Source organism: Cellulosimicrobium cellulans (assembly GCF_006539945.1).
GTDB lineage: Bacteria > Actinomycetota > Actinomycetes > Actinomycetales > Cellulomonadaceae > Cellulosimicrobium > Cellulosimicrobium cellulans.
Window position 1 is genome coordinate 1 of sequence record NZ_BJNZ01000025.1, and the last position, 20919, is coordinate 20919.

The 20919-nt window shown below is 74.0% G+C and carries 15 protein-coding genes and 1 pseudogene; 11 read left to right on the forward strand and 5 right to left on the reverse strand.

Annotation, left to right across the window (positions count from 1 at the left end):
* Window positions 1-2854, reverse strand: a pseudogene (locus CCE02nite_RS15895) (hypothetical protein); the annotation flags it as partial.
* Window positions 2855-3025: 171 nt separating this feature from the next.
* Between CCE02nite_RS15895 and CCE02nite_RS20665 the strand changes: the two are divergent.
* On the forward strand, window positions 3026-3550 hold the full coding sequence (locus CCE02nite_RS20665) for an FBP domain-containing protein (protein WP_174774926.1): 525 nt from the start codon (window positions 3026-3028) through the stop codon (window positions 3548-3550).
* Entirely contained in the window at window positions 3550-4116 is a 567-nt protein-coding gene (locus CCE02nite_RS20670) for a TetR/AcrR family transcriptional regulator (RefSeq protein ID WP_034603319.1), read from the forward strand. The genes CCE02nite_RS20665 and CCE02nite_RS20670 overlap by 1 nt, the downstream gene beginning before the upstream one ends.
* 58 nt (window positions 4117-4174) lie before the next feature.
* On the opposite strand, the gene CCE02nite_RS15910 is transcribed toward CCE02nite_RS20670, so the two are convergent.
* Entirely contained in the window at window positions 4175-5302 is a 1128-nt protein-coding gene (locus CCE02nite_RS15910; RefSeq protein ID WP_141390612.1) for a diacylglycerol/lipid kinase family protein, read from the reverse strand.
* Window positions 5303-5374: 72 nt separating this feature from the next.
* Here CCE02nite_RS15910 and serS point away from each other — a divergent pair, with 72 nt between their 5' ends.
* From serS to CCE02nite_RS15925, 3 genes are all read left to right on the forward strand, one after another.
* Window positions 5375-6658 (forward strand): serine--tRNA ligase, encoded by a 1284-nt coding sequence (gene serS, locus CCE02nite_RS15915; RefSeq protein ID WP_141390613.1) that lies wholly within the window; start codon window positions 5375-5377, stop codon window positions 6656-6658.
* Window positions 6659-6693: 35 nt separating this feature from the next.
* Window positions 6694-7479 (forward strand): HAD family hydrolase, encoded by a 786-nt coding sequence (locus CCE02nite_RS15920; RefSeq protein ID WP_141390654.1) that lies wholly within the window; start codon window positions 6694-6696, stop codon window positions 7477-7479.
* A gap of 92 nt (window positions 7480-7571) precedes the next feature.
* Entirely contained in the window at window positions 7572-7997 is a 426-nt protein-coding gene (locus CCE02nite_RS15925) for a GNAT family N-acetyltransferase (protein ID WP_255318909.1), read from the forward strand.
* A gap of 152 nt (window positions 7998-8149) precedes the next feature.
* Here the strand turns inward: CCE02nite_RS15925 and map are convergent, their stop codons facing one another.
* Window positions 8150-8941: a type I methionyl aminopeptidase gene (gene map / locus CCE02nite_RS15930; RefSeq protein WP_141390615.1), complete on the reverse strand. Its 792-nt coding sequence runs from the start codon at window positions 8939-8941 to the stop codon at window positions 8150-8152.
* A 231-nt stretch (window positions 8942-9172) separates the two neighbouring features.
* Between map and CCE02nite_RS15935 the strand changes: the two genes are divergently transcribed.
* The 5 genes from CCE02nite_RS15935 (at window position 9173) to CCE02nite_RS15955 (ending at window position 14985) form a co-directional block, all read left to right on the forward strand.
* The gene (locus CCE02nite_RS15935; RefSeq protein WP_141390616.1) at window positions 9173-10183 is read left to right on the forward strand and encodes a LacI family DNA-binding transcriptional regulator; all 1011 of its coding nucleotides are present in this window, start codon (window positions 9173-9175) and stop codon (window positions 10181-10183) included.
* A 264-nt stretch (window positions 10184-10447) separates the two neighbouring features.
* Window positions 10448-11851 carry an ABC transporter substrate-binding protein gene (locus CCE02nite_RS15940; protein ID WP_141390617.1) on the forward strand — a complete coding sequence of 468 codons (1404 nt, stop codon included), beginning with the start codon at window positions 10448-10450 and terminating at the stop codon, window positions 11849-11851.
* Between the two features lie 146 nt (window positions 11852-11997).
* Window positions 11998-12987, forward strand: coding sequence for a carbohydrate ABC transporter permease (locus CCE02nite_RS15945; protein WP_141390618.1), 990 nt, complete (start codon window positions 11998-12000; stop codon window positions 12985-12987).
* Entirely contained in the window at window positions 12984-13952 is a 969-nt protein-coding gene (locus CCE02nite_RS15950) for a carbohydrate ABC transporter permease (RefSeq protein ID WP_141390619.1), read from the forward strand. The genes CCE02nite_RS15945 and CCE02nite_RS15950 overlap by 4 nt, the downstream gene beginning before the upstream one ends.
* 109 nt (window positions 13953-14061) lie before the next feature.
* Window positions 14062-14985, forward strand: a complete 924-nt coding sequence (locus CCE02nite_RS15955; protein ID WP_141390620.1) for an EamA family transporter — start codon at window positions 14062-14064, stop codon at window positions 14983-14985.
* Window positions 14986-15021: 36 nt separating this feature from the next.
* On the opposite strand, the gene CCE02nite_RS15960 is transcribed toward CCE02nite_RS15955, so the two are convergent.
* Together CCE02nite_RS15960 and CCE02nite_RS15965 are read right to left on the reverse strand one after the other, a co-directional pair.
* Entirely contained in the window at window positions 15022-15666 is a 645-nt protein-coding gene (locus tag CCE02nite_RS15960) for a bacterial proteasome activator family protein (protein WP_304363337.1), read from the reverse strand.
* 68 nt (window positions 15667-15734) lie between these two features.
* Window positions 15735-16712: an NAD(P)H-quinone oxidoreductase gene (locus CCE02nite_RS15965; protein ID WP_141390621.1), complete on the reverse strand. Its 978-nt coding sequence runs from the start codon at window positions 16710-16712 to the stop codon at window positions 15735-15737.
* A 232-nt stretch (window positions 16713-16944) separates the two neighbouring features.
* Between CCE02nite_RS15965 and CCE02nite_RS15970 the strand changes: the two genes are divergently transcribed.
* Window positions 16945-20886: a sensor histidine kinase gene (locus CCE02nite_RS15970; protein WP_170227342.1), complete on the forward strand. Its 3942-nt coding sequence runs from the start codon at window positions 16945-16947 to the stop codon at window positions 20884-20886.
* Window positions 20887-20919 lie beyond the last annotated feature (33 nt).

The following is a 20919-nucleotide window of genomic DNA, read 5'->3' on the forward strand; positions in this document are numbered from 1 at the left end:
CCGCTCCGTCGGCGCCGGCCGCGGCGAGCGCGTCGCCGAGGACGCCGAGGCGCGCCTGGTAGCCCGAGCCGCGCTGGAGGGCGACCAGGTCGTCCCACCCCTCGACCTGCGCCCCGTCCGCGCCGTCGGGGGCGGGCTGCGGCGTCGGGCACGCCCATGCGCCGTCGGCTGCGCGCTCGGTCGCGACCTCGGCGAGCTGCCCGGCGGAGAGCGCGAGCCAGCCGCCGACGGTGCAGCGGCTCGCCGCCCCCGTGGGCTGGGAGACGCCGCCCGCGCCCGCGCCGTCGGTGAGCAAGGCGTGGAGGGTGGGGGTGGCCGACGACGTGACGTCGCCCCACGTGACGCCCGTGGTGCCGACGACGACGATCGGCCGGTCCGTCGCGATCGCGTCCGAGCGGGTCACCGAGGCCTCGCCGCCCGCCGGGGCGGCGCTGGCCGCCGGCCGGAGCCCCGACGAGGCGAGCACCGTCGAGGCGAGCAGGAGGACGAGCAGGAGCCCACCCCCCACGGTCGCGAGCATGGTCGGCATGCGCCGGATCCCCGGCTCGGGCACGGCCCGCACGGTCTGCGGGGGCGCGGGGCGCGCGAGGAAGCCGGGGACGATCATCGCGGTCGCGACGACCACGACCATGACCGCGATGATGACGCCCGAGTCGTTGAGGACGGAGCCGACGCCCGCGACGACGACGAGCGCCACGACCAGCGGGCGCAGCAGCGGCCAGGTCTCGTAGGCCCGCGCGACCTCCGGCAGGCGGAACCGCTCGGGGCGCAGCACGGCGACGGCGAGCAGCACCACGAGGACCGCCGCGACCGCGCCCAGCGGGTTCGCGAGGGTGGCCCACGCGCCGAGCGCCTTGCGGCCGATCACGTCGAGCGCGGCCCCGTCCACGACGGTCTGGACGAACCCGCCGAGGTGTGACCTCCCGCCCGGCAGCAGCCAGTCCACGACCGCGACGACCACGACCACGAGCACCGTCGCGAGCGCGACGACGAGCGCGCGCAGCCACGTGATGCGCACCCGGCCCACGAGCAGCGCGAGGACGGCGAACGCGGGGACGAGCGCGAGGATCCCGCCGAAGTCGGCGCCGAACGCGGGCCAGCCGTCGATGACGACCGTGACCGCCCCGACGGCGACGACGGTCCAGGCCGCGAGGCGGCGTCGTCCGCGGGCGGTCGCGGCCGACGCGAGGCCGCCCGCGAGGACGAGGCCGGCGACGGCGTACACGGCGAAGGTGACGTTGTTGAAGCCGTAGAAGCGCGTGAAGCCCACGACGGCCGACGTCCCGAGCAGGGACGCCTGCTGGAGCGTCGTGCCGGTCGCGCCGTCGACGGTGAGCACGAGCCACGTGACCCCGGCGAGCGCCGACGGCAGTGCCCACGGGCGTCGCGGCAGGAGGCGCGAGACGACCCACGCGACGAGGGCGACGACGACCGCGCTCACCGCGAGCGCGAGCGTGAGGGCCGGCGCGGGCGCGCTCCACACCCACCAGCGCGACAGGCTCGCGAGCGACGCCGCGACCGGCGCCGCCGCGACCACCATGAGCACGGCGGAGAGCACGCGCAGGCCGCGCGGCCCCGGGCCGGGCTCGCGCCCGCGGCGGACGGCGGCGCGACGCGCCCACAGGGCGCCGCCGAGCGCGAGGACCAGGGTGCCGACGAGGAGCCCGACGAGCACGGGGTAGAGGGTGGGGATGGTGCTGGTGAGGACGTTCAGGTACTGCCGGTTCTCGACCGTCCGGGCGACGTCCATGCGCCGCACCTCGCCCTGCTCCAGGGCGGCGCCCTCGAGCCCTTCCGTGCTGCCGCCCGCCGACTCCACGACGGTCGCCGTCAGGTCGGTGAGCTGGACGATGCCGTCCTTCTGCGTGCTGGGCGAGTGGAGCCAGCGGCTCGTCGGCTGCCCCTTGCGCCAGTCGACGACGACCTGGAGCCCCGTCTCGCCGACCGGTCCTGCCGACACGCCGGCCACCAGGACGCGCGTGCCCCGGTCGGCCTCGTCCATGACCCGGGCGAGCGCCTCGTCGAGCTCGTCGAGGCTCTCGCCGCGGCCGGTGGCCGAGTCGACGATCTCGCCCTGGTCGACGACCGTCACGTCGCACGCGTCGAGGCCGTCGTCGGGGAGCGCGGCGAGCGAGGGCGCGTACCGCTCGACGCGACCGGCGGCGTCCGCGAGCATCACGGCGGCACCCGGCCCGACGGCGGTCGTGCAGACCCCTGTCTCGGCGAGCCGGGCCGCGGCCGTCCCGGGGTCGTGCCGCGCCGCCTGCGCGGGCGTCTCCTCCGCGGCCGGTGCCGTGAGCACGGCCCAGCCGGGGACGTCGGCGGGGCGCGCGTCGGGCGTGGTCGCCCCCGTCGGCGTGACGTCGGGCACGGGCAGGGGGAGGCAGCCGCTCGCGGGCTCCTCGGCGTCGGCGGGGAGCGGCTCCGCGGGCGGCTCGTCCGCCTGCGCCGACACCATGCGCCCCGCCGAGAGCGTGAGCCACGCGTCGGTCGTGCACGCCGTGCGCCCGAGGTTGAGGGAGGCGACGGACCCCGTGCGGATCATCGACCACAGCGTGGGCGTCGCGGTGGGGGAGACGTCGCTCCAGTACAGGCCCGCCACCGCGACCAGCACGACGGGCCGCGGGTCGTGCGCGGGATCGGCGGCGAGCGGGCCGGCGGCGACGGTGTCCTCGGTGGTCGCCGCCGCCGCCGAACCGGCCGTGGTGGTCGCCGCCGCCGGGCCCGCCGTGGCGAGGAGCGTCAGGAGCAGCGCGACGGCCGTGGCGAGCGCCGCCGTCCGCGGCCCGAGGCCCCGGTCCCGGCGGGCGGGCTGGGTGCGGGCAGGGGGGAGCGCGGCGGCCGGGAACGTCACCGGACCAGCCTACGGGGGTGCGTCACGCCGCCCCCGACCGTGGCGGCAGCGTCGTCGCAGGTCCGCGCGCGACGCTCACGCGGCCTCCACGCCGGCTGCGCGCAATCTGCTGGACGCACCAACTTGGCACCGTGTACAACTTGTATCCATGTACAACTTCCAGGACCGACCGTGCGCGCGCTGACCCGCGCCGAGGCGCGGGCCGCGATCGTCAACGTCGACCCGGCGGAGGGGAAGGTCCGCCTGCCCGGCCACTTCGACGACCTGCGCTGGGAGGAGCTCGACTACCTCGGGTGGCGCGACCCGCGCGCGCCCTCGCGCGCGTTCCTCGTCGCGGACGTCGACGGGCGCGCGGTCGGGGCGCTCCTGCGCCAGAGCCCGAGCCACGCCGAGGTCGGGTCGCGCGCCGTGATGTGCGCGCTGTGCCGGTTCTCGCGGCGGTTCAACGAGGTCGCGCTCTTCGCGGCGCACCGGCCGTCGCGGGACCCGAGGAAGCGGCTCAGCAGCGTGGGCCTCCTGCTGTGCACCGACCTCGACTGCCACCGCAACGTCCGGACCGTCCGGTCGGGCGGTCCGATCGACCCCCCGCCCGACGAGGTCGTGCGAGCTCGTCGGGAGGGCCTGCGGGCGCGTACCGTCGCGTTCCTGCACACCCTGACCGACGGCGCCCCCCCGGCGCGGACGAGGAGTCGTTGATGGCCTACCTGCCGCGCGCGGAGCGTCGGGACTCCATCGTCGCCGCAGCCGCGGCCGTCGTGCGCCGCGACGGTCTCGGGGCCGTCACCGCGCGCGTCGTCGCCGACGAGCTCGGCGGGTCCCCTGGGCAGATCCACCACCACTTCGCGTCGACGGACGAGCTCGTCGCCGAGGCGTGGCGGCGGTACGCGGACGTCGAGATCGTCCGGTTCGAGGACGCGGCCCGTGGTCGCACCGCCCGCGCCGCGCTCGAGCTCTTCTTCGAGGACCTGCTCGGGCCCGCGGGTGACGGGCAGGCGCTCGCCCGGTGGGCGGAGGCCGGGGCGCACGCGCAGCTGCGGCCCGTCGTCGCGCGGGCCTACGTGGAGACGCTCGGGCTCCTGACCGACGTCCTGGCGGACGCCCTCGGCGACCGGGGTGACGCGCGACGCCGGGAGGCGGCGGGGCGCCTGCTCATGGTCGGTGTCGGGCTCGCCGCCCTCACCCGCGTCGGCGGGGAGCAGGTCGTCCCCCCGGCGGCGGTCATGCGGTCGGCGATCGACGCGGAGACCGCCTGCGGGGACTGACCGCGTGGACCGACCGCGCGGCGCGGACCGGGTGTGCGTCGTCCCCCGTCGCAGAGCGTCAGGCCGTGCGCACCACCAGGGCACCGGGGTCGACGCGCGCCTCGATCTCGACCGCGAGGCCCAGCACGTCGCCGTCGACCTGCGCCTGCTCGCCGCCCTCGACCCGCACGCGGACGCGGCGGGCGCGCGCGTGGTCGATGCGCCCGATCTTGGCGGGGAGGTCGTTGCGCACGCCGAGGCCCTGCATGACGACCTCCCCGAAGAGCTGCGCCCAGCCCACGACCCCGCCGCGCGTGTCGATCGCCGCGATGTCCAGGATCCCGTCGTCGATGACGGCGTCGGGCAGGAGGGTGAGGCCACCGGGGAGCCGCCCGCAGTTGCCGATGAGGAGCGAGCGCAGGCGCGCGTCGACGGGCGGCGTGTCGTCGAGCTGGAGCTGCGCGCGCATGCGGCGCCCGTGCAGGTGCCGGATGCCGGCGACGAAGTAGGCGACCCAGCCCACCTTCGCCTTGAGGTCGTCGTCCGTGTCGGCGACCATCGCGGCGTCGAACCCCAGGCCCGCGATCACGAGGAAGATGTGCTCCTTGCGCACGTCCCTGGTGGACCCGGGCTCCGCCCCCTCGGCAACGTCGGGATCCTCGGCCCAGCGCAGGACCGTGGCCCAGCCCACGTCGACGGGGCGGTCCGTCCCGGCGATCACGACGGCGAGCGCGGCGCGCGCGTCGCCCACCGGGAGGTCGAGGTTGCGCGCGAGGAGGTTGCCCGTGCCCACGGGCACGAGGCCCATGGTGCGGCCGCTGCCCACCATGCCCTCGGCGACCGCACGGACCGTGCCGTCCCCGCCCACGGCGACGACGACGTCCGCGCCCTGCGCGAGCGCCGCGCGCGTCTGCCCGACGCCCGGGTCCTCCACCGTCGTCTCGAACCACAGCGGGTCGGGCAGGGCCGCGTCCGCGAACGCGGCACGGACGACCGTCTCCAGTCCCGCGACGTCGGGCTTCGACGGGTTGGCGACGAACGCGACGAGCTCGCGGGGGTCGTCCTCGACCGGGGCCTCCCCGGCGGGCGGCGCGTCGCCGTGCGCACGGCGCTGCCGGGTCTGCTGCGCGCGCAGGCCCAGCGCGACCACGAGTGCCACGACCGCGACGGCGAGCGCCGCGATCGCGAGCCAGAGCGTCCAGGACATGGCGACACCGTAGCGGGGCCGGGGCGGGAAAGGGCTGCGGCCTCGGAGCGCGCAGTTCGTTAGGCTGCTGGCGTGATCGACCTCCGCCTCCTGCGCGACAACCCCGACATCGTCCGTGCCAGCCAGGTCACCCGTGGTGACGACCCCGCGCTGGTGGACGCCGCCCTCGACGCCGACGCCCGCCACCGCGCCGCGCTGAGCGAGTTCGAGAGCCTGCGCGCCGAGCAGAAGTCCCTCGGCAAGCAGGTCGCCCAGGCGCAGGGGGAGGAGAAGCAGGAGCTGCTCGCGCGCACCAAGCAGCTCTCCGCCGACGTCAAGGCGCGCCAGGCCGACGCCGACGCCGCGGCGGAGGAGCTGCGCGGGCTGCTCTACCGCATCTCGAACGTCGTCGCGGGCGCGCCGGCCGGCGGCGAGGACGACTACGTCGTGCTGCGCGAGGAGGGGACCATCCGCGACTTCGCCGCGGAGGGCTTCACCCCGCGCGACCACCTCGACCTCGGCGAGGGCCTGCGCGCGATCGACACCGAGCGAGGCGCCAAGGTGTCGGGCGCACGCTTCTACTACCTCACGGGCGTGGGCGCGCGCCTCGAGCTCGCGCTGCTCAACGCCGCGATGGACACGGCGGTCGCGGCCGGGTTCACGCCGGTCATCACGCCGACGCTCGTGCGGCCCGAGGTCATGCAGGGCACCGGGTTCCTCGGCGCCCACGCGGACGAGATCTACCGCCTCGAGAAGGACGACCTCTACCTCGTCGGGACGAGCGAGGTGGCGCTCGCGGGCTACCACGCGAACGAGATCGTCGACCTGTCGGCCGGGCCGCTGCGCTACGCCGGCTGGAGCGCGTGCTACCGCCGCGAGGCCGGCTCGCACGGCAAGGACGTGCGCGGCATCATCCGCGTGCACCAGTTCCACAAGGTCGAGATGTTCTCCTACTGCGACCCGGCGGACGCCGAGGCGGAGCACCAGCGCCTGCTCGGCTGGGAGGAGCAGATGCTGCGCCTCGTCGACCTGCCGTACCGCGTCATCGACACCGCCGCGGGCGACCTCGGGTCGAGCGCCGCGCGCAAGTTCGACTGCGAGGCGTGGCTGCCCACGCAGCAGCGCTACCTCGAGCTCACGTCGACGTCGAACTGCACGACGTTCCAGGCGCGCCGCCTCAACGTGCGCGAGCGCGTCGAGGTCGACGGCAAGAACGAGACGCGCACCGTCGCGACGCTCAACGGCACGCTCGGCACGACGCGCTGGATCGTCGCGATCCTCGAGAACCACCAGCAGGCCGACGGCTCGGTCCGCGTACCGGAGGGCCTGCGTCCGTACCTCGGGGGCCTCGAGGTGCTCGAGCCGGTGGTGGCGTGACGGGTCCGCTGGTCCCGGACGACGCGTCCGGGCCGATGCTCGTCGCGCTCGACATCGACGGCACCCTCATGTCGTACGACCAGGAGCTGTCGGAGGACGTGCGCGACGCCGTCGCCGGCCTGCGCGCGGCGGGTCACCACGTGGTGCTCGCGTCCGGGCGCTCGCTCATCGCGATGACGCCCGTCGCGGAGATCCTGGGGATCGACCGCGGTTGGGTCGTCGCGTCGAACGGCGCGGTGACCGCGCGGCTCGACCCGGAGGAGCCGGACGGGTACGCGCTCGAGGACGTCGTGACGTTCGACCCGGGCCCGGCACTGCGGCTCCTTCGCGAGCACCTGCCCGACGCGCGGTACGCCGTCGAGGACGTGGGCGTCGGGTTCCGCATGAACGAGCTCTTCCCCGACGGCGAGCTCGACGGCGTGCACCGCGTCGTCGAGTTCGACGAGCTGTGGTCGGGCGAGGTGACGCGCGTGATCGTCCGCTCGCCAGGGTCGACGAGCGAGCAGTTCCACGAGCTCGTCGAGCACCTCGGCCTGGACGACGTGACCTACGCCGTCGGTTGGACGGCGTGGATGGACATCGCGCCGCTGGGCGTCACGAAGGCGACCGGCCTCGAGCTCGTGCGGCGCGCGCTGCACGTCCAGCCCCACCGGACCGTCGCGGTCGGCGACGGTCGCAACGACGTCGAGATGCTCCGCTGGGCGGCGCACGGCGTCGCGATGGGCCACGCGGACGCCGTCGTGCAGGCCGCCGCCGACGAGGTCACCGGCTCGATCGACGACGACGGCGCGGCCCCCATCCTGCGCAGCCTCCTGCCCTGACCGCGAGGTAGCTCCGTGGTCGCCGAGGTAGAGCCCTGGTACCGCGAGGTAGAGGCGTGGTCGTGACCTGGCCTCGACGTCGACTCGATGGCGTGGCCGTCCGGGGTGCGCTGCCCGACGACGCGGACGCGGTCTGGCGGCTCGTCGTCGCCTTCGCGACGTCGTTCGTCCCGGAGCGTGCGTCTTTCGACGCGTCGTTCGCGTCGCTCCTCGCGGACGACGACGCGCTGGTGCTCGTCGCCGAGGTGGGGGACGACGTCGTCGGCTACCTCGTGGCGCACCGACACGCGACGCTCTTCGCCAACGCTCCTGTCGGGTGGGTCGAGGAGGTCATGGTCGACGACGCCGCGCGCCGTCGCGGGACCGGGCGCCTGCTCATGGAAGCGGCCGAGGAGTGGGCCGCCGCGGCGGGGGCGGCGTACGTCGCTCTCGCGACTCGGCGCGCCGCGCCGTTCTACGCGGCTCTGGGCTACGACGAGTCGGCGGCGTTCTTCCGGAAGGTTCTTCCGCCGAGGTAGAGGCGTGGTCATGACCACGCCTCTACCTCGCGGTACCACGCCTCTACCTCGCGGTACCACGCCTCTACCTCGCGGTACCAGGGCTCTACCTCGGCGGACCGGGGCTCTACCTCCCGGTGCCGGGGACTCCCACGCGGGGGGGGGAGGACGGCTCAGTCGCGGGGCTCGCGCGCGGTGAGGACGACCGGCCCGTCGGGCGTGATCGCGATGGTGTGCTCGCTGTGGGCGCCGCGCGACCCGTCGGCGGAGCGGAGGGTCCAGCCGTCGGGGTCGGTGTAGATCTCGTCCGTGGTCTCGAGGAACCAGGGCTCGATCGCGATGACGAGGCCCGGCTTGAGCGGGAACCCGCGCTTGCGGCGGCCGTCGTTGGGGATGTGGGGCTCGCCGTGCATCGTGCGGCCCACGCCGTGCCCACCGAAGTCGGTGTTCACGGTGTAGCCCGCGGCGTGCGCCACGTCGGCGATGGCGGCCGAGATGTCGCCGACCTTCTTGCCCGGCTGCGCGGCCGCGATGCCGGCCTCGAGCGCGCGCTCGGTCGTCTGGATGAGCTTCGCGTCCGCCTCGCCGAGCGCGCCCGCGCGCGGCGTGCCGACGACGAACGACAGCGCCGAGTCCGCGACCCACCCGTCGACGGACGCGGCGAAGTCGATGCTCAGCAGGTCGCCGTCGCGCAGCGCGTAGTCGTGCGGGAGGCCGTGCAGCACGGCGTCGTTGACGGACGTGCAGATCACCTTGCCGAACGGGCTCGCGCCGAACGACGGGTGGTAGTCGATGTAGCAGGACTCGGCCCCGCGGTCGCGGATCATCTGGTGCGCGACCTCGTCGAGCTCGAGCAGGTTCGTCCCGACCTTCGTGGCGGCGCGCACCGTGGTGAGGACGTCGGCGACGAACCGTCCTGCGGGTCGCATCTGGTCGATCTCCCGCGGGGTCCTCAGCTCGATCATCGTGGTCCTTCCGGTTCGCAGGTGGGGTGCCCGACGGCGGCGCGGCCGGCTCGCGCAGCGCCTGAAGTGCCGAGCGGTGCCGCGCGGGCGGGCCTCCCCACGATATCGGTCCCGGCCCCGCCGCCGCGGCCCGGGGCGTGGTGCCGGGAGCGCAAGCGCTTGCATCGATCTGCTCACGATGCGGCACGGCGCCTCGCCACGCGGCCTCCGGGCGTGGCAGCATCACCCGTCGTGGCAGGTATCGACGACGTCGCCCAGGCCGCCGGGGTGTCCACGGCGACCGTCTCGCGCGCCCTGCGCGGCCTGCCCAACGTGTCGGAGGCGACGCGCCTGCGCGTGCTCGCGGAGGCGGCGCGGCTCGGCTACGTGCCCACGCCGTCGGCGTCGTCGCTGGCCACCGGCCGCACCCGCACGATCGGCGTGCTCACCCCGTGGGTCAACCGGTGGTTCTTCGCCAACGTCATCGAGGGCGCCGAGCGCGCGCTGCGAGACCTCGGCTACGACGTCCTGCTCTACACGTTCGACGTGCGCCGCGCGTCGGCCCGGCGCCGGGTGGACCCGAGCGTCCTGCGTCACCGCGTGGACGGCACGCTCGTCGTGGGCCTGCCGCTGGACGACGACGAGGTGCGCTCGCTCGTCGGGCTCGCCCGGCCGCTCGCGTTCGTCGGGTCGGGGCCGGCCGACCAGGTGACCGTCCGCCTCGACGACGTCGCGACGGGCCGGGCCGCCACACGCCACCTGCTCGAGCTGGGACACCGGGTGATCGGTCACGTGACCGGGGTGCCGGACCTCGTGTCGTCGTGGTCGCCGCCGGTCGAGCGCGCGCGGGGCTACGTCCGCGCGCTGGAGGAGGCGGGGATCGTCTTCGAGCCGGACCTCGAGGTGAACGGCGACTTCGACGTCGCCGGAGGGCGCGAGTCCACCGCGGAGCTCCTGCGCCGCCGGCCGGACGTGACCGCGGTCTTCGCGGCGTCGGACGAGATGGCGATGGGGGCGATCCTCGCCGCGCGCGACCTGGGGCTGCGGGTCCCGGACGACCTGTCGGTCGTCGGGGTGGACGGCCACGACCTCGGGGAGCTCGTCGGGCTGACGACGATCGCCCAGGACGCGTACCAGCAGGGGTTCGACGCGGCGCTCCTCCTCCTCGAGATGATCAACGGCGCCCCGGTGCCGGAGAGCATCACCTACCCGACCGAGCTGGTGCGGCGTGGTTCGACCGCACCCCCGCGCGACCGTCGCTAGGAGCAGACGGCGCCGCCCTCGTCGCGCGGTCGGGCTCGGCCCGTGGGAGCGTGGCCAGGGGAGCGGGGCCGAGAGAGCGCGTACCCGGCGCACGTGACGGAATCGTTACGCAAACTCGCCTCTCCTGTGCTTGCGGCACCGCGATGCAACCGCTTGCATGGTGCCTAGGGCGAGAGCGCACCCGCGCTCGCGACGTCGCGATGCGCCCGGTCCGCACCGGACCGGGGTGACGGCGTCCGTACCCACGACGAGGTGGAGGCTGACATGACCAGGACCACGAGGACCAGCGCGGCACGTCGCCGCACGCTGGTGGTCGCCGCCGGCGGCGCGAGCCTCGCGCTCGTGCTCGGGGCGTGCAGCGGCGGAGGGGACGGCGGAGGTGACGGTGGCGGTGACGGTGGCGGCGACGCCGCCACGCCCGAGATCGACTGCAGCGTGTACGAGGAGTTCGGTGACCTCGAGGGGACGGAGGTCTCCGTCTACACCTCGATCGTCGAGCCCGAGCAGGCGACGCAGGAGGCGTCCTACGACCCGTTCGAGGAGTGCACCGGCGTCACCGTCAACTACGAGGGGTCGCGCGAGTTCGAGGCGCAGCTCCTCGTGCGGATCCAGGCGGGCAACGCGCCCGACATCGCGTACCTGCCGCAGCCCGGTCTGCTGAAGACGATCGTCACGGACTTCCCGGACGAGATCGTCCCGGCGCCCGACCAGACGTCCGCGAACGTCGACGAGTTCTTCAGCGAGTCGTGGAAGGAGTACGGCACCGTCGACGGCACGTTCTACGCCGCTCCCCTCGGGTCGAACGTGAAGTCCTACGTCTGGTACTCGCCGTCCATGTTCGAGGACGCCGGCTACGAGGTGCCGACCACGTGGACCGAGATGATGGACCTCTCGGAGCAGATCGTCGAGGACGGCTCCATGCCGTGGTGCGCGGGAGTGGAGTCCGGTGACGCGACCGGCTGGCCTGCGACGGACTGGATCGAGGACGTCGTCCTGCGGACCGCTGGGCCCGAGGTGTACGACCAGTGGTACACCCACGAGATCCCGTTCAACGACCCGCAGATCGTCGAGGCCTTCGACACCGCGGGCGAGATCCTCAAGAACCCCGAGATGGTCAACGCGGGTCTGGGCGGCGTCGACTCGATCGCGACGACGACGTGGACCGACGCGGGCTTCCCGATCCTCGACGGCACCTGCTGGCTGCACCGTGCCGCGAACTTCTACCAGACGCAGTGGCCCGAGGGCACGGAGGTCGCCGAGGACGGCGACGTCTACGCCTTCTACCTGCCGACCGACCAGACCGACATCAAGCCGGTGCTCGGCGGCGGCGAGTTCGTCGCGGCCTTCGACGACCGCCCCGAGGTGGCGGCCTTCCAGACCTACCTCTCGAGCGCGGACTGGGCCAACACCAAGGCGCTCACGACGCCTCAGGGCGGGTGGGTCAGCGCCAACAACGGTCTGGACCCGGAGAACCTGGCGACCTCGTTCGACCAGCTCTCGGCGGAGATCCTCGCCGACCCGGACGCCGTGATCCGCTTCGACGCCTCGGACCTCATGCCCGGTGAGGTCGGTGCGGGGACGTTCTGGACCGGCATGGTCAACTGGTTCACCGGCTCGGACACGCAGGAGGTCGTCGACACGATCGAGGCGTCCTGGCCGTCGTCCTGACCCGGCAGACCGACGGGGCGCTCCCCGTCTGAGGCACGCACTGCCGGACGGGGGGTCCGCCCACTGTGGCGGGCCCCCCGCTTCCGGGGCCAGGATGTAGACCACTCTCGCCCTCGATGCCGCGGGCGACCCGACCGGAGGCCACCATGGACTGGTTGACCGAACCGAGCTCTCCCGTGGAGAAGTTCGGCCTGATGTTCCTCGCGATGCTGCTCTTCGTCGTGGTGATGGGGGCGATCCTCCTCGCGGTGGACCGGCCCAAGCGGATCCCGCGCTGGGTCGTCGTGCTCGCCTTCGTCGGTCCGGCGGTGCTCGGGCTCGCCTGGGGACTCGTGCGGCCCGCGCTCATCACCATCTGGAACTCCCTCTTCGACCGCCGCGGCAACGAGTTCGTCGGGCTCGACAACTACGTCACCGCGTTCACGACCGACCAGTTCCAGCTCGTGCTGCGCAACACGGCCATCTGGGTCGTCGTCGTCCCGCTGCTGTCGACGTTCATCGGCATCGTCTACGCCGTGCTCGTCGACCGCTCCCGCTTCGAGAAGTTCGCGAAGGCGCTCGTCTTCCTCCCGATGGCCATCTCGATGGTCGGGGCATCCATCATCTGGGGCTTCGTCTACGAGTTCCGGCCCGACCAGCCCGGTGTCAACCAGATCGGGTTGCTCAACCAGGTGCTGGTGTGGCTCGGGCTCCCGCCGCAGCAGTTCCTCATCGGCCAGCCGTGGAACACGTTCTTCCTCATCGTGGTGATGATCTGGATCCAGACGGGCTTCGCGATGACGATCCTCTCCGCCGCGATCAAGGCGATCCCCGACGACATCGTCGAGGCCGCCCGGCTCGACGGCCTCAAGGGCTGGGGGATGTTCCGGTACATCACCGTCCCCAGCGTCCGCCCGGCGCTCGTCGTCGTCCTCACGACCATCGCGATGGCGACGCTCAAGATCTTCGACATCGTGCGCACGATGACCGGTGGACAGTTCGGCACGCAGGTCGTCGCGAACGAGTTCTACACGCAGGCGTTCCGGCAGAACAACCAGGGCCTGAGCTCAGCGCTCGCGGTCATCCTGTTCATCCTGGTCATCCCGATCATCGTCTACAACGTCCGTCAGATGCGGCTCGCGGAGGAGATCCGATGACCAGCACGCCGATCCCTCCGGTCGTCCCCGACACCGATCTCACCACAGAGGCGGAGCTCGAAGGGACGAGCCGCCCTCGCAAGCTGACTCGACTCGAGAAGCGAGCGATCGCGGCGAAGGGCAAGCTCAGCTCACCCTGGGCGTCGTTCCTCGCGATCCTCATCGCGATCCTGTGGACCATCCCCTCGATCGGCCTCCTCGTGACGTCCTTCCGCCCCGAGCTCGACATCCGTCGGAGCGGCTGGTGGACCGTCATCCCGGGTCTCTTCAACGGCGAGGCAGAGTTCACGCTCGACAACTACGACCAGGCGCTCTACGGCAGCGGGAGCAACCTGTCGACCTACTTCGTCAACTCGTTCGTCATCACGCTCCCGGCCGTCGTCATCCCGATCACTCTCGCGCTCCTCGCGGCGTACGCCTTCGCGTGGATCGAGTTCCGGGGTCGCGAGATCCTCTTCGTCGCGATCTTCGCGCTCCAGGTCGTACCCCTTCAGGTGGCGCTCGTCCCGCTGCTGCGCGACTACGTCAACGTGGGCCTCAACGGGACGTTCTGGACCGTCTGGTTGTCCCACTCGATCTTCGCGCTGCCGCTGGCGATCTTCCTCCTCCACAACTTCATGAAGGACATCCCGCGGTCGCTCGTCGAGGCCGCGCGCGTCGACGGCGCCGGTCACGTCAAGATCTTCTTCCAGGTGCTCCTGCCCCTGCTCGTGCCCGCGATCGCGTCGTTCGCGATCTTCCAGTTCCTCTGGGTCTGGAACGACCTGCTCGTCGGCCTGACGTTCGCCGACACGACGTCCTACCCGCTGACGGTGCGTGTGGCGGAGATGGCCGGGTCGCGCGGTGGCGACTGGCACATCCTCACGGCCGGTGCGTTCATCTCGATCATCGTGCCGCTCGTCGTGTTCGTCGCTCTGCAGCGGTACTTCGTGCGCGGGCTGCTCGCGGGCTCGGTCAAGGGCTGACGCCCCGCCTCGCCGAGCATGCGGTCGCGGACCGTCCGACTCCTCGGGCGGTCCGCGACCGCGTGCTCGGGGAGACCGCCCCGTATCGGTCGGCACCTAGAGTCGTCAGGTGCTCCGACCTCGCGCCACCGCCCTCGACCGCGTCCCGGTGCCGGCGCTGTTCGTCGTCTCGGGGCTGACGCAGTACCTGGGCGCGGCGATCGCCGTCGGGCTGTTCGCCGTGGCCGGGGCGATCGAGATCGGGTGGCTGCGCATCGCGGCGTCCGCGGTGCTGCTCCTCGCGTGGCGCCGCCCGTGGCGTCATCGGTGGACCCGGCACGACCTCGCGTGGGTCGCCGTCTTCGGCGTCGCCCTCGCCGCGATGAACCTCGCGTTCTACGTCGCGATCGACCACCTGCCGCTCGGGACGGCCGTCGCGATCGAGTTCCTCGGTCCGGTCGCGGTCGCTGCGATCACGGGCAGCGGGTGGCGCGAGCGGGGCGCGATCGGGGTCGCCGCGGCGGGGGTCGTGCTGCTCGCGGGCGTGACGATCGAGTCCGACCTCCCGCGGGACGACGCCGTGCTCGGCCTGGCCGCGATCGGCGTCGCGGCCGCGTGCTGGGCGGCGTACATCCTGCTGGGGCGGCGGGTCGCCGTCTCCGGGTCGGGCGTGACGTCGCTCGCGGTCGCGATGACCGTGGGCGCCCTCGTGTTCGCGCCGTTCCTCGCGCCCGGCGCGGTCCCCGTGCTCGGCGACTGGCGGCACGTCGTCGCGATCGCCGGGATCGCCCTCTTCTCGTCCGTCGTCCCGTACGCGCTCGAGCAGGTCATCCTGCGCCGGGTCAGCGCGGCGACGTTCTCGGTGCTGCTCGCGCTGCTCCCGGCGACGGCCGCCGTCGTCGGGGCCGTCGTGCTGCGCCAGGTGCCCACGGTCCCGGAGCTCGTCGGCCTCGTCCTGGTGTCCGGGGCGATCGCCATGACCGCCGCGCGCCCGGGCGGCCGGGACGCGACCCCGCCCGACGACGCCGCGCCGCTCGACCCGCCGCCCGCCTGAGCGCCCGGCCCGGACGGGCGGGCGGGTCGCGGTGCCTCAGAGGTACTGACCCGGTGAGGGGCGCCCGTCGTGCTCGTCCGCCCGGCCGGGGTGGCCCGGCATCCCGCCCGGCGCGCCGGGGCCCATGGGCGGCAGCGAGCCCGGCGGCAGGGCGCGACGCATCTGCGAGAGCTGCGCCTGGGCCGCCATCTGCTGGGCGACGAGCGCCGTCTGGATGCCGTGGAACAGGCCCTCGAGCCAGCCGACGAGCTGCGCCTGGGCGACCCGCAGCTCCGCGTCGGTCGGGACCGTGTCGTCCGAGAACGGGAGCGTGATCCGGTGCAGCTCCGCCACCAGGTCGGGAGACAGGCCGTCCTCGAGCTCGGTGAGCGAGCGCTCGTGGATCTCGGCGAGGCGCGACCGCGCCGCCTCGTCGAGCGGGGCGTCCCGGACCTCGTCGAGGAGCTTCTTGATCATGCCGCCGATGCGCATCACCTTGGCCGGCTCCTCGATGACCGTCGCCGGGTTGCGGTCGGGGTCGGTCGAGTCGTCGCTCTCGACGACGCTCACCCCCGTCCCGTCCGGCATCACGACCGTGGAGCGGGCGGGCTCGTCGGAGTCGTCGACGGCGTCCTCCGCACCGTTCACGGGCTCGGGGGCGGTGGGCTCGTCGGGGCGGGGGTCGCGGGGTTCGTCAGCCATGGGTCCAGTCTGGCGCGGGGTGCCCACGCGCGCACCGACGGCGCGTGATCTCCTGTGCCGGGCCGTGGTCAGGGGACGAGGAGCACCTTGCCGAAGACCGCGCCGGAGTCGAGCAGCTCGTGCGCACGCGCGGCCTCCTCGAGCGGGAGACGCGTGTGCACCACCGGGCGCACGCGCCCGTCCTCCACCATCGGCCAGACGTGCGTGAGGACCTCGTGCACGATGCGCGCCTTCTCGGCCGGGGGACGCGCCCGGAGCGTCGTCCCGGCCACGGTGGCGCGCCGGGCGAGGAGGAGGCCCAGGTCGAGCTCCGCGCGTCGTCCCTTCTGCATGCCGATGACGACGAGGCGCCCGCCCGTGGCGAGCACCTCCAGGTTGCGCGGCAGGTAGGCGGCGCCGACGACGTCGAGCACGACGTCCGCGCCGTGCCCGCCGGAGGCGTCCCGCACCGCGGCGACGAAGTCCTCCTCGCGGTGGTCGACGGCGAGGTCCGCCCCGAGCGCGAGGCACCGGTCGGCCCGGTCGCGCCCGCCGGCGGTGACGGCCACGCGGGCGCCGAGCGCGGCGCCGACCTGCACGGCGACGGTCCCCACACCGCCCGACCCGCCGTGCACGAGCAGCCACTCGTCCGGGGCCAGGCGACCGACGTCGACGACGTTGCTCCACACCGTGCACGCCGCCTCGGGGAGCGCGGCGGCGTCCACGAGGTCCACGCCGTCGGGGACGGGCAGCACCTGTGTCGCCCGGACGCGTACCTGCTCGGCGTAGCCCCCGCCGTCGAGCAGCGCGACCACGCGGTCACCCTCGGACCACCCCGTCACGGACTCCCCGACGGCCGCGACCGTGCCCGAGACCTCGAGCCCGGGCCAGTCGGGTGCGCCGGCGGGCGGCGGGTAGGATCCGGCGCGTTGTAGCAGGTCAGCGCGGTTCACGCCAGCGGAAGCGACGTGGACCACGAGCTCGTCCGGTCCGGGGGTCTGGTCAGGGAGCGCGGAAACCGTTAGTTTCTCAGGGCCACCGGGGGCCGATATCGTGACGCCTCGCACATCGCCGAGACTACGCGGACGGCCCGGGAGGCGCCGGTTCGCCGACGGGGCGTCGCGGGAGCGGGGACGAAAGTTCACGCTCCTCGCGGATTAGGTGTCCGGGGGATGTGCACCGATAGTTAGTACGCACGACCGGGGAGCGGAGCCCGGGAGGCGACGCTGCCACGCGCGCCGACCGCGCCGCCGAACGGGTGGACCAGGGTGATGGAGGCAGGTTCGTATGCTCCGCAGGTTGAGCGTTCGCGGGAAGATCCTTGCGGCTCTCGCGGTGCCCGTCCTCGTCCTCTTCGCGGCCGCCGCGATCATCTCGGCACAGGCCATCGGGTCGGCGCGCGACGCCAGCCAGACGAGCGCGCTCGTCGGGGCGCTCGCGGCACAGGACGTCGCGGGGACCGAGATCGCGGCCGAGCGCACGTACTCCTTCCTGGACGCGACCGCCGGGACCGAGGACAGCGAAGCGCAGATGATGGCGCAGCGCGAGAAGACGGACAAGGCGCTCGACGCGCGCGACCGCGCGTACGAGAGGCTCGACACGTCGGCGCTCGACCCGCGCGTGCGAGAGGCGGTCGCCGACACGATCGCGGACCGGAACGACCTGACGGCGGTCCGGCAGTCCATCGACCGGTCGTCCATCGGCCAGCTCACGCGCATCTCGCAGTACAACGCGCTCATCGACGCAGCGCTCGACGTGCCCCGGACGCTCGCCGACACCGCCCCGGACCGCGCCCTCGCGCAGTACCTCGACGCCTACGTCCTCCTCGACGAGCTCCTCGCGCAGCAGGCGCTCGAGCAGCCGCTCGCCGGTGCGGTCCTCGCCGCCGCACAGGTCGGCCAGGAGAGCAACGAGACGAGCCAGCAGGCCGCGGTCCTGGTGACCAACGGTGATGCCCTCACGGCGCGCACGGGCACGGCCGTGCGGCGGCTCCCGGGAGACTTCCGACTGGTGCCGCCGGGCGCGACGTACAACCAGATCCGACAGAACCTCGCGGGTTCCCGGCCCAAGGCGACGCCTCCGAGCCAGGCCGCGCAGTGGCCGGACCTGTCGCAGGCGGACCGCGACCAGACGAGCCCGGTGCGCGACGACGTCCGCTCCGCCACCGCGGAGAAGGCCTCCGACCTCGCGGGTGCGGCGACGACCCGCGCGGTCGTCACGATCCTCGCGACCCTCGCGGCGGTCATCGCCTCGATCCTCGTCGCGGGTCTCATCGCCCGCGCGATCGTCAACCCGCTGCGCCGCCTCACCGACGCGGCCGAGGACGTGCGTGACCAGCTCCCACGGCTCGTCGAGCAGGTCGCCGTCCCGGGCCAGGGCCCGGGCATCGACCTGGCGCCCATCACCGTGGAGTCCACGGACGAGGTCGGCCAGCTCGCGACCGCGTTCAACGACGTGAACCAGACGACCATCAAGGTCGCGCGCGAGCAGGCCGCCCTCCGCGGCTCGATCGCCGAGATGTTCGTCAACGTCGCGCGTCGCGACCAGGTGCTCCTCAACCGTCAGCTCGCGTTCCTCGACGACCTCGAGCGCTCCGAGGAGGACGCGGGCACCCTGTCCAACCTCTTCCGCCTCGACCACCTCGCGACGCGTATGCGCCGCAACGCGGAGTCCCTCCTCGTCCTCGCGGGCATCGACTCGGGCCGCCGCGTGCGTCAGCCCATGCCGGCCTCGGACGTCATCCGTACGGCATCCTCCGAGATCGAGCTGTACGACCGCGTCCGCCTGAACCTGGTCGTCGACCCGCTCATGCTGGGGCACAACGCGCTCAACGCCGCCCACCTGCTCGCCGAGCTCCTCGAGAACGCGACGATGTTCTCGGAGCCGCACACGCCCGTCGAGGTCACGACCGGCCGCGACGAGAACTTCGTCTACGTGACGGTCCGCGACCACGGTCTCGGGATGACGCCGGACGAGATCGCGGAGGCGAACCGCAAGGTCGCCACGCACGCGGCGTCGGACGTCGTCGGCGCACAGCGCCTGGGCCTCTTCGTCGTCGGTCGCCTCTCCGACCGTCTCGGCGCGAAGGTCCGGTTCAGCGCGGGCGGCGACGACCAGGGGACCGAGGTCGTCGTGTCCTTCCCGGCCGCCCTCTTCGTCCCCGACTCGAACGTGCCGCTCCCGCAGCCGACGGACCCGCTCGAGACGAGCACGCAGGCGGCGGCCCAGCAGCTCGCCGGCTCGGGCGTCGTCCCGGCGCTCCCCGCCGCGGACGTCGCGGCTCCGTCGATCCCGGCGCCCGCCGCGACGGCGTCGTTCCCGACCGTCGAGCCCGAGGCTCCCGCCGCCGTGCCCGTCGACCTCGACGCGCTCACGGACGGCACCACGCAGACCGGGATGCCCCGTCGTCGCTCGCGCACGGTCGACCCCGCCGCCGCGGCGCCGAGCGCGTCCTTCGCGTCGGGTCCCCAGACCGGCGCGATCGTCCTGCCCCCGCTCGCCACGCCGGCACTGCCGGAGCAGCTCCCGGCGGCGGACGAGGCGTGGAGCCCGCCCGCCGAGGTCGCCGACGCCGGCGCCGCGCTCCCGAGCAGGTCGCGCCCGGCCACGAGCCCCGTCGAGCCGGTCTCCGCCGAGATCCCGGTCCTCGACGTGAGCACGCGCAGCGCGCTCTTCTCGAGCTTCCGCCCGGTCGGTGACCGTCCTGCCACCGAGAACCCGGTGGAGCTTCCCGTCGCCCCGGACGTCACGGCGACGGACATCCCGCTCGTCTCCGAGGCCCCGGCCGACACCCCGGTCCAGCAGGACGTGTGGACGCCGCAGGATCCCGCCGTCGCGCCGGCCCCGGACACCTGGGCCCCCTCGCAGGCGTGGGCGCCGGAGCAGCCCGCCGAGCAGACGTGGACGCCGGAGCCGGCCCCCGCGCAGGCGTGGACGCCGGAGCCGGCTGCCGACACCTGGGCGCCCGAGCAGCCTGCTGAGCAGGCGTGGACGCCCGAGCCCGCCGCCGAGGCGTGGGCGCCGTCGTCCGTGGCCGACGCGCCGCTCGACGCGACCCGGGTCGTGCCCGCTGTCGCGGCCCAGCCCGTGGACGAGGCGACCGTCGCGCGCGTCCCGCTCGTCGAGCGTGCCCCTGCGGCCGCGGAGCCGGCCCCGGCCCACGTACAGGCCCCGGCACCGTTCGTGGCCCACGGCGAGGCAGCGTCGGTCCCCGTCGTGTCGGCGGGCGACGAGGCCGAGGCGGCGGAGGACATCCCCGCGGAGCTCACCTTCGAGGCGCTTCCCCGCTTCGAGGAGCTGATGGCCGACCTGCCGACGCGTCGCTCGCTGCGCGAGAGCCAGGCGCGCAAGCGTGGGCTCTTCGGCCGGCGCCCCCGGACGACCGCGACGCCGCAGGCGCGTCCGGCCGGGCCGTCCGCCGAGGCCCTGGCGTCGCGCCCCGCGGGAGCTCCCGCAGCTCCGGCTCCGGCAGCGCCGACGCCGGAACCCGTCGTCGCGACGTCCCCGGTCGCTGCTCCTCCGGTCGCTGCTCCTCCGGTGGCGGCCCCTTCGCAGGAGCACCAGGCCCCCGCGCGGTCGTCGGCGTTCGCGCCGCGGACCGGGCAGCCTGCGGGCGGTGCGAGCGCGGCGTCGTTCACCCCGGAGCAGTTCGCCCCGGAGCAGTTCGCCGCCCCGGTGCAGGAGACGCGCACGCTCGCCCCGGTGCAGGACGTGCCGCCCGCGGACAGCGGCTACGCGCCGCAGGCGTCCTTCGCTGCCCCCGAGGCCGCGCCGACCCCGGCTGCGGGCGGGTACGGACCGCCGACGCCGCTCGTCCGGCGGCAGGTGGGTGAGGCGATCGAACCGTTGGAGGCCGGGTACATCGCCGACTCGGTCGAGGCGCGTTCGGACTGGATGGCGTCCGCGGTGCTGTACGAGGAGATGTCCACCCTGCTGCAGGGCAGCACCGACTTCCAGGAAGCGACCTTGGCGGACCCGAACGACGGCATCTACCAGCCCCTCCAGGTCGACGGCACGACGGCGGCGGGCCTGACCCGACGCGCGCGCGGCGAGGAGCGGGAGGGCTACGTCGACCGCTTCACGGCCCGCATCGACCGTGACCCGGAGCAGCTCCGGGCCCGGCTGTCGGCGTTCCAGTCGGCCACGGCCCGCGGCCGTGTCGAGGGCCAGGACGAGACGAGTTCGACCTGGACCCCCCAGGGCATGGATTATGTCCCTGATTCAGCGCCGCAGGCGCGGTGACGACATGCCGTCTGCGGCAACTGACGAGGAGGA

Bases quoted from the DNA above. Each gene is read 5' to 3' on its own strand.
- CCE02nite_RS15920 (WP_141390654.1), top strand. From the start codon at position 6,694: ATGCTCGTCGCGCTCGACATCGACGGCACCCTCATGTCGTACGACCAG.
- CCE02nite_RS15940 (WP_141390617.1), top strand. From the start codon at position 10,448: ATGACCAGGACCACGAGGACCAGCGCGGCACGTCGCCGCACGCTGGTG.
- CCE02nite_RS15960 (WP_304363337.1), bottom strand. From the start codon at position 15,666: ATGGCTGACGAACCCCGCGACCCCCGCCCCGACGAGCCCACCGCCCCC.
- map (WP_141390615.1), bottom strand. From the start codon at position 8,941: ATGATCGAGCTGAGGACCCCGCGGGAGATCGACCAGATGCGACCCGCA.
- CCE02nite_RS15950 (WP_141390619.1), top strand. From the start codon at position 12,984: ATGACCAGCACGCCGATCCCTCCGGTCGTCCCCGACACCGATCTCACC.
- CCE02nite_RS15910 (WP_141390612.1), bottom strand. From the start codon at position 5,302: ATGTCCTGGACGCTCTGGCTCGCGATCGCGGCGCTCGCCGTCGCGGTC.
- CCE02nite_RS20670 (WP_034603319.1), top strand. From the start codon at position 3,550: ATGGCCTACCTGCCGCGCGCGGAGCGTCGGGACTCCATCGTCGCCGCA.
- CCE02nite_RS15945 (WP_141390618.1), top strand. From the start codon at position 11,998: ATGGACTGGTTGACCGAACCGAGCTCTCCCGTGGAGAAGTTCGGCCTG.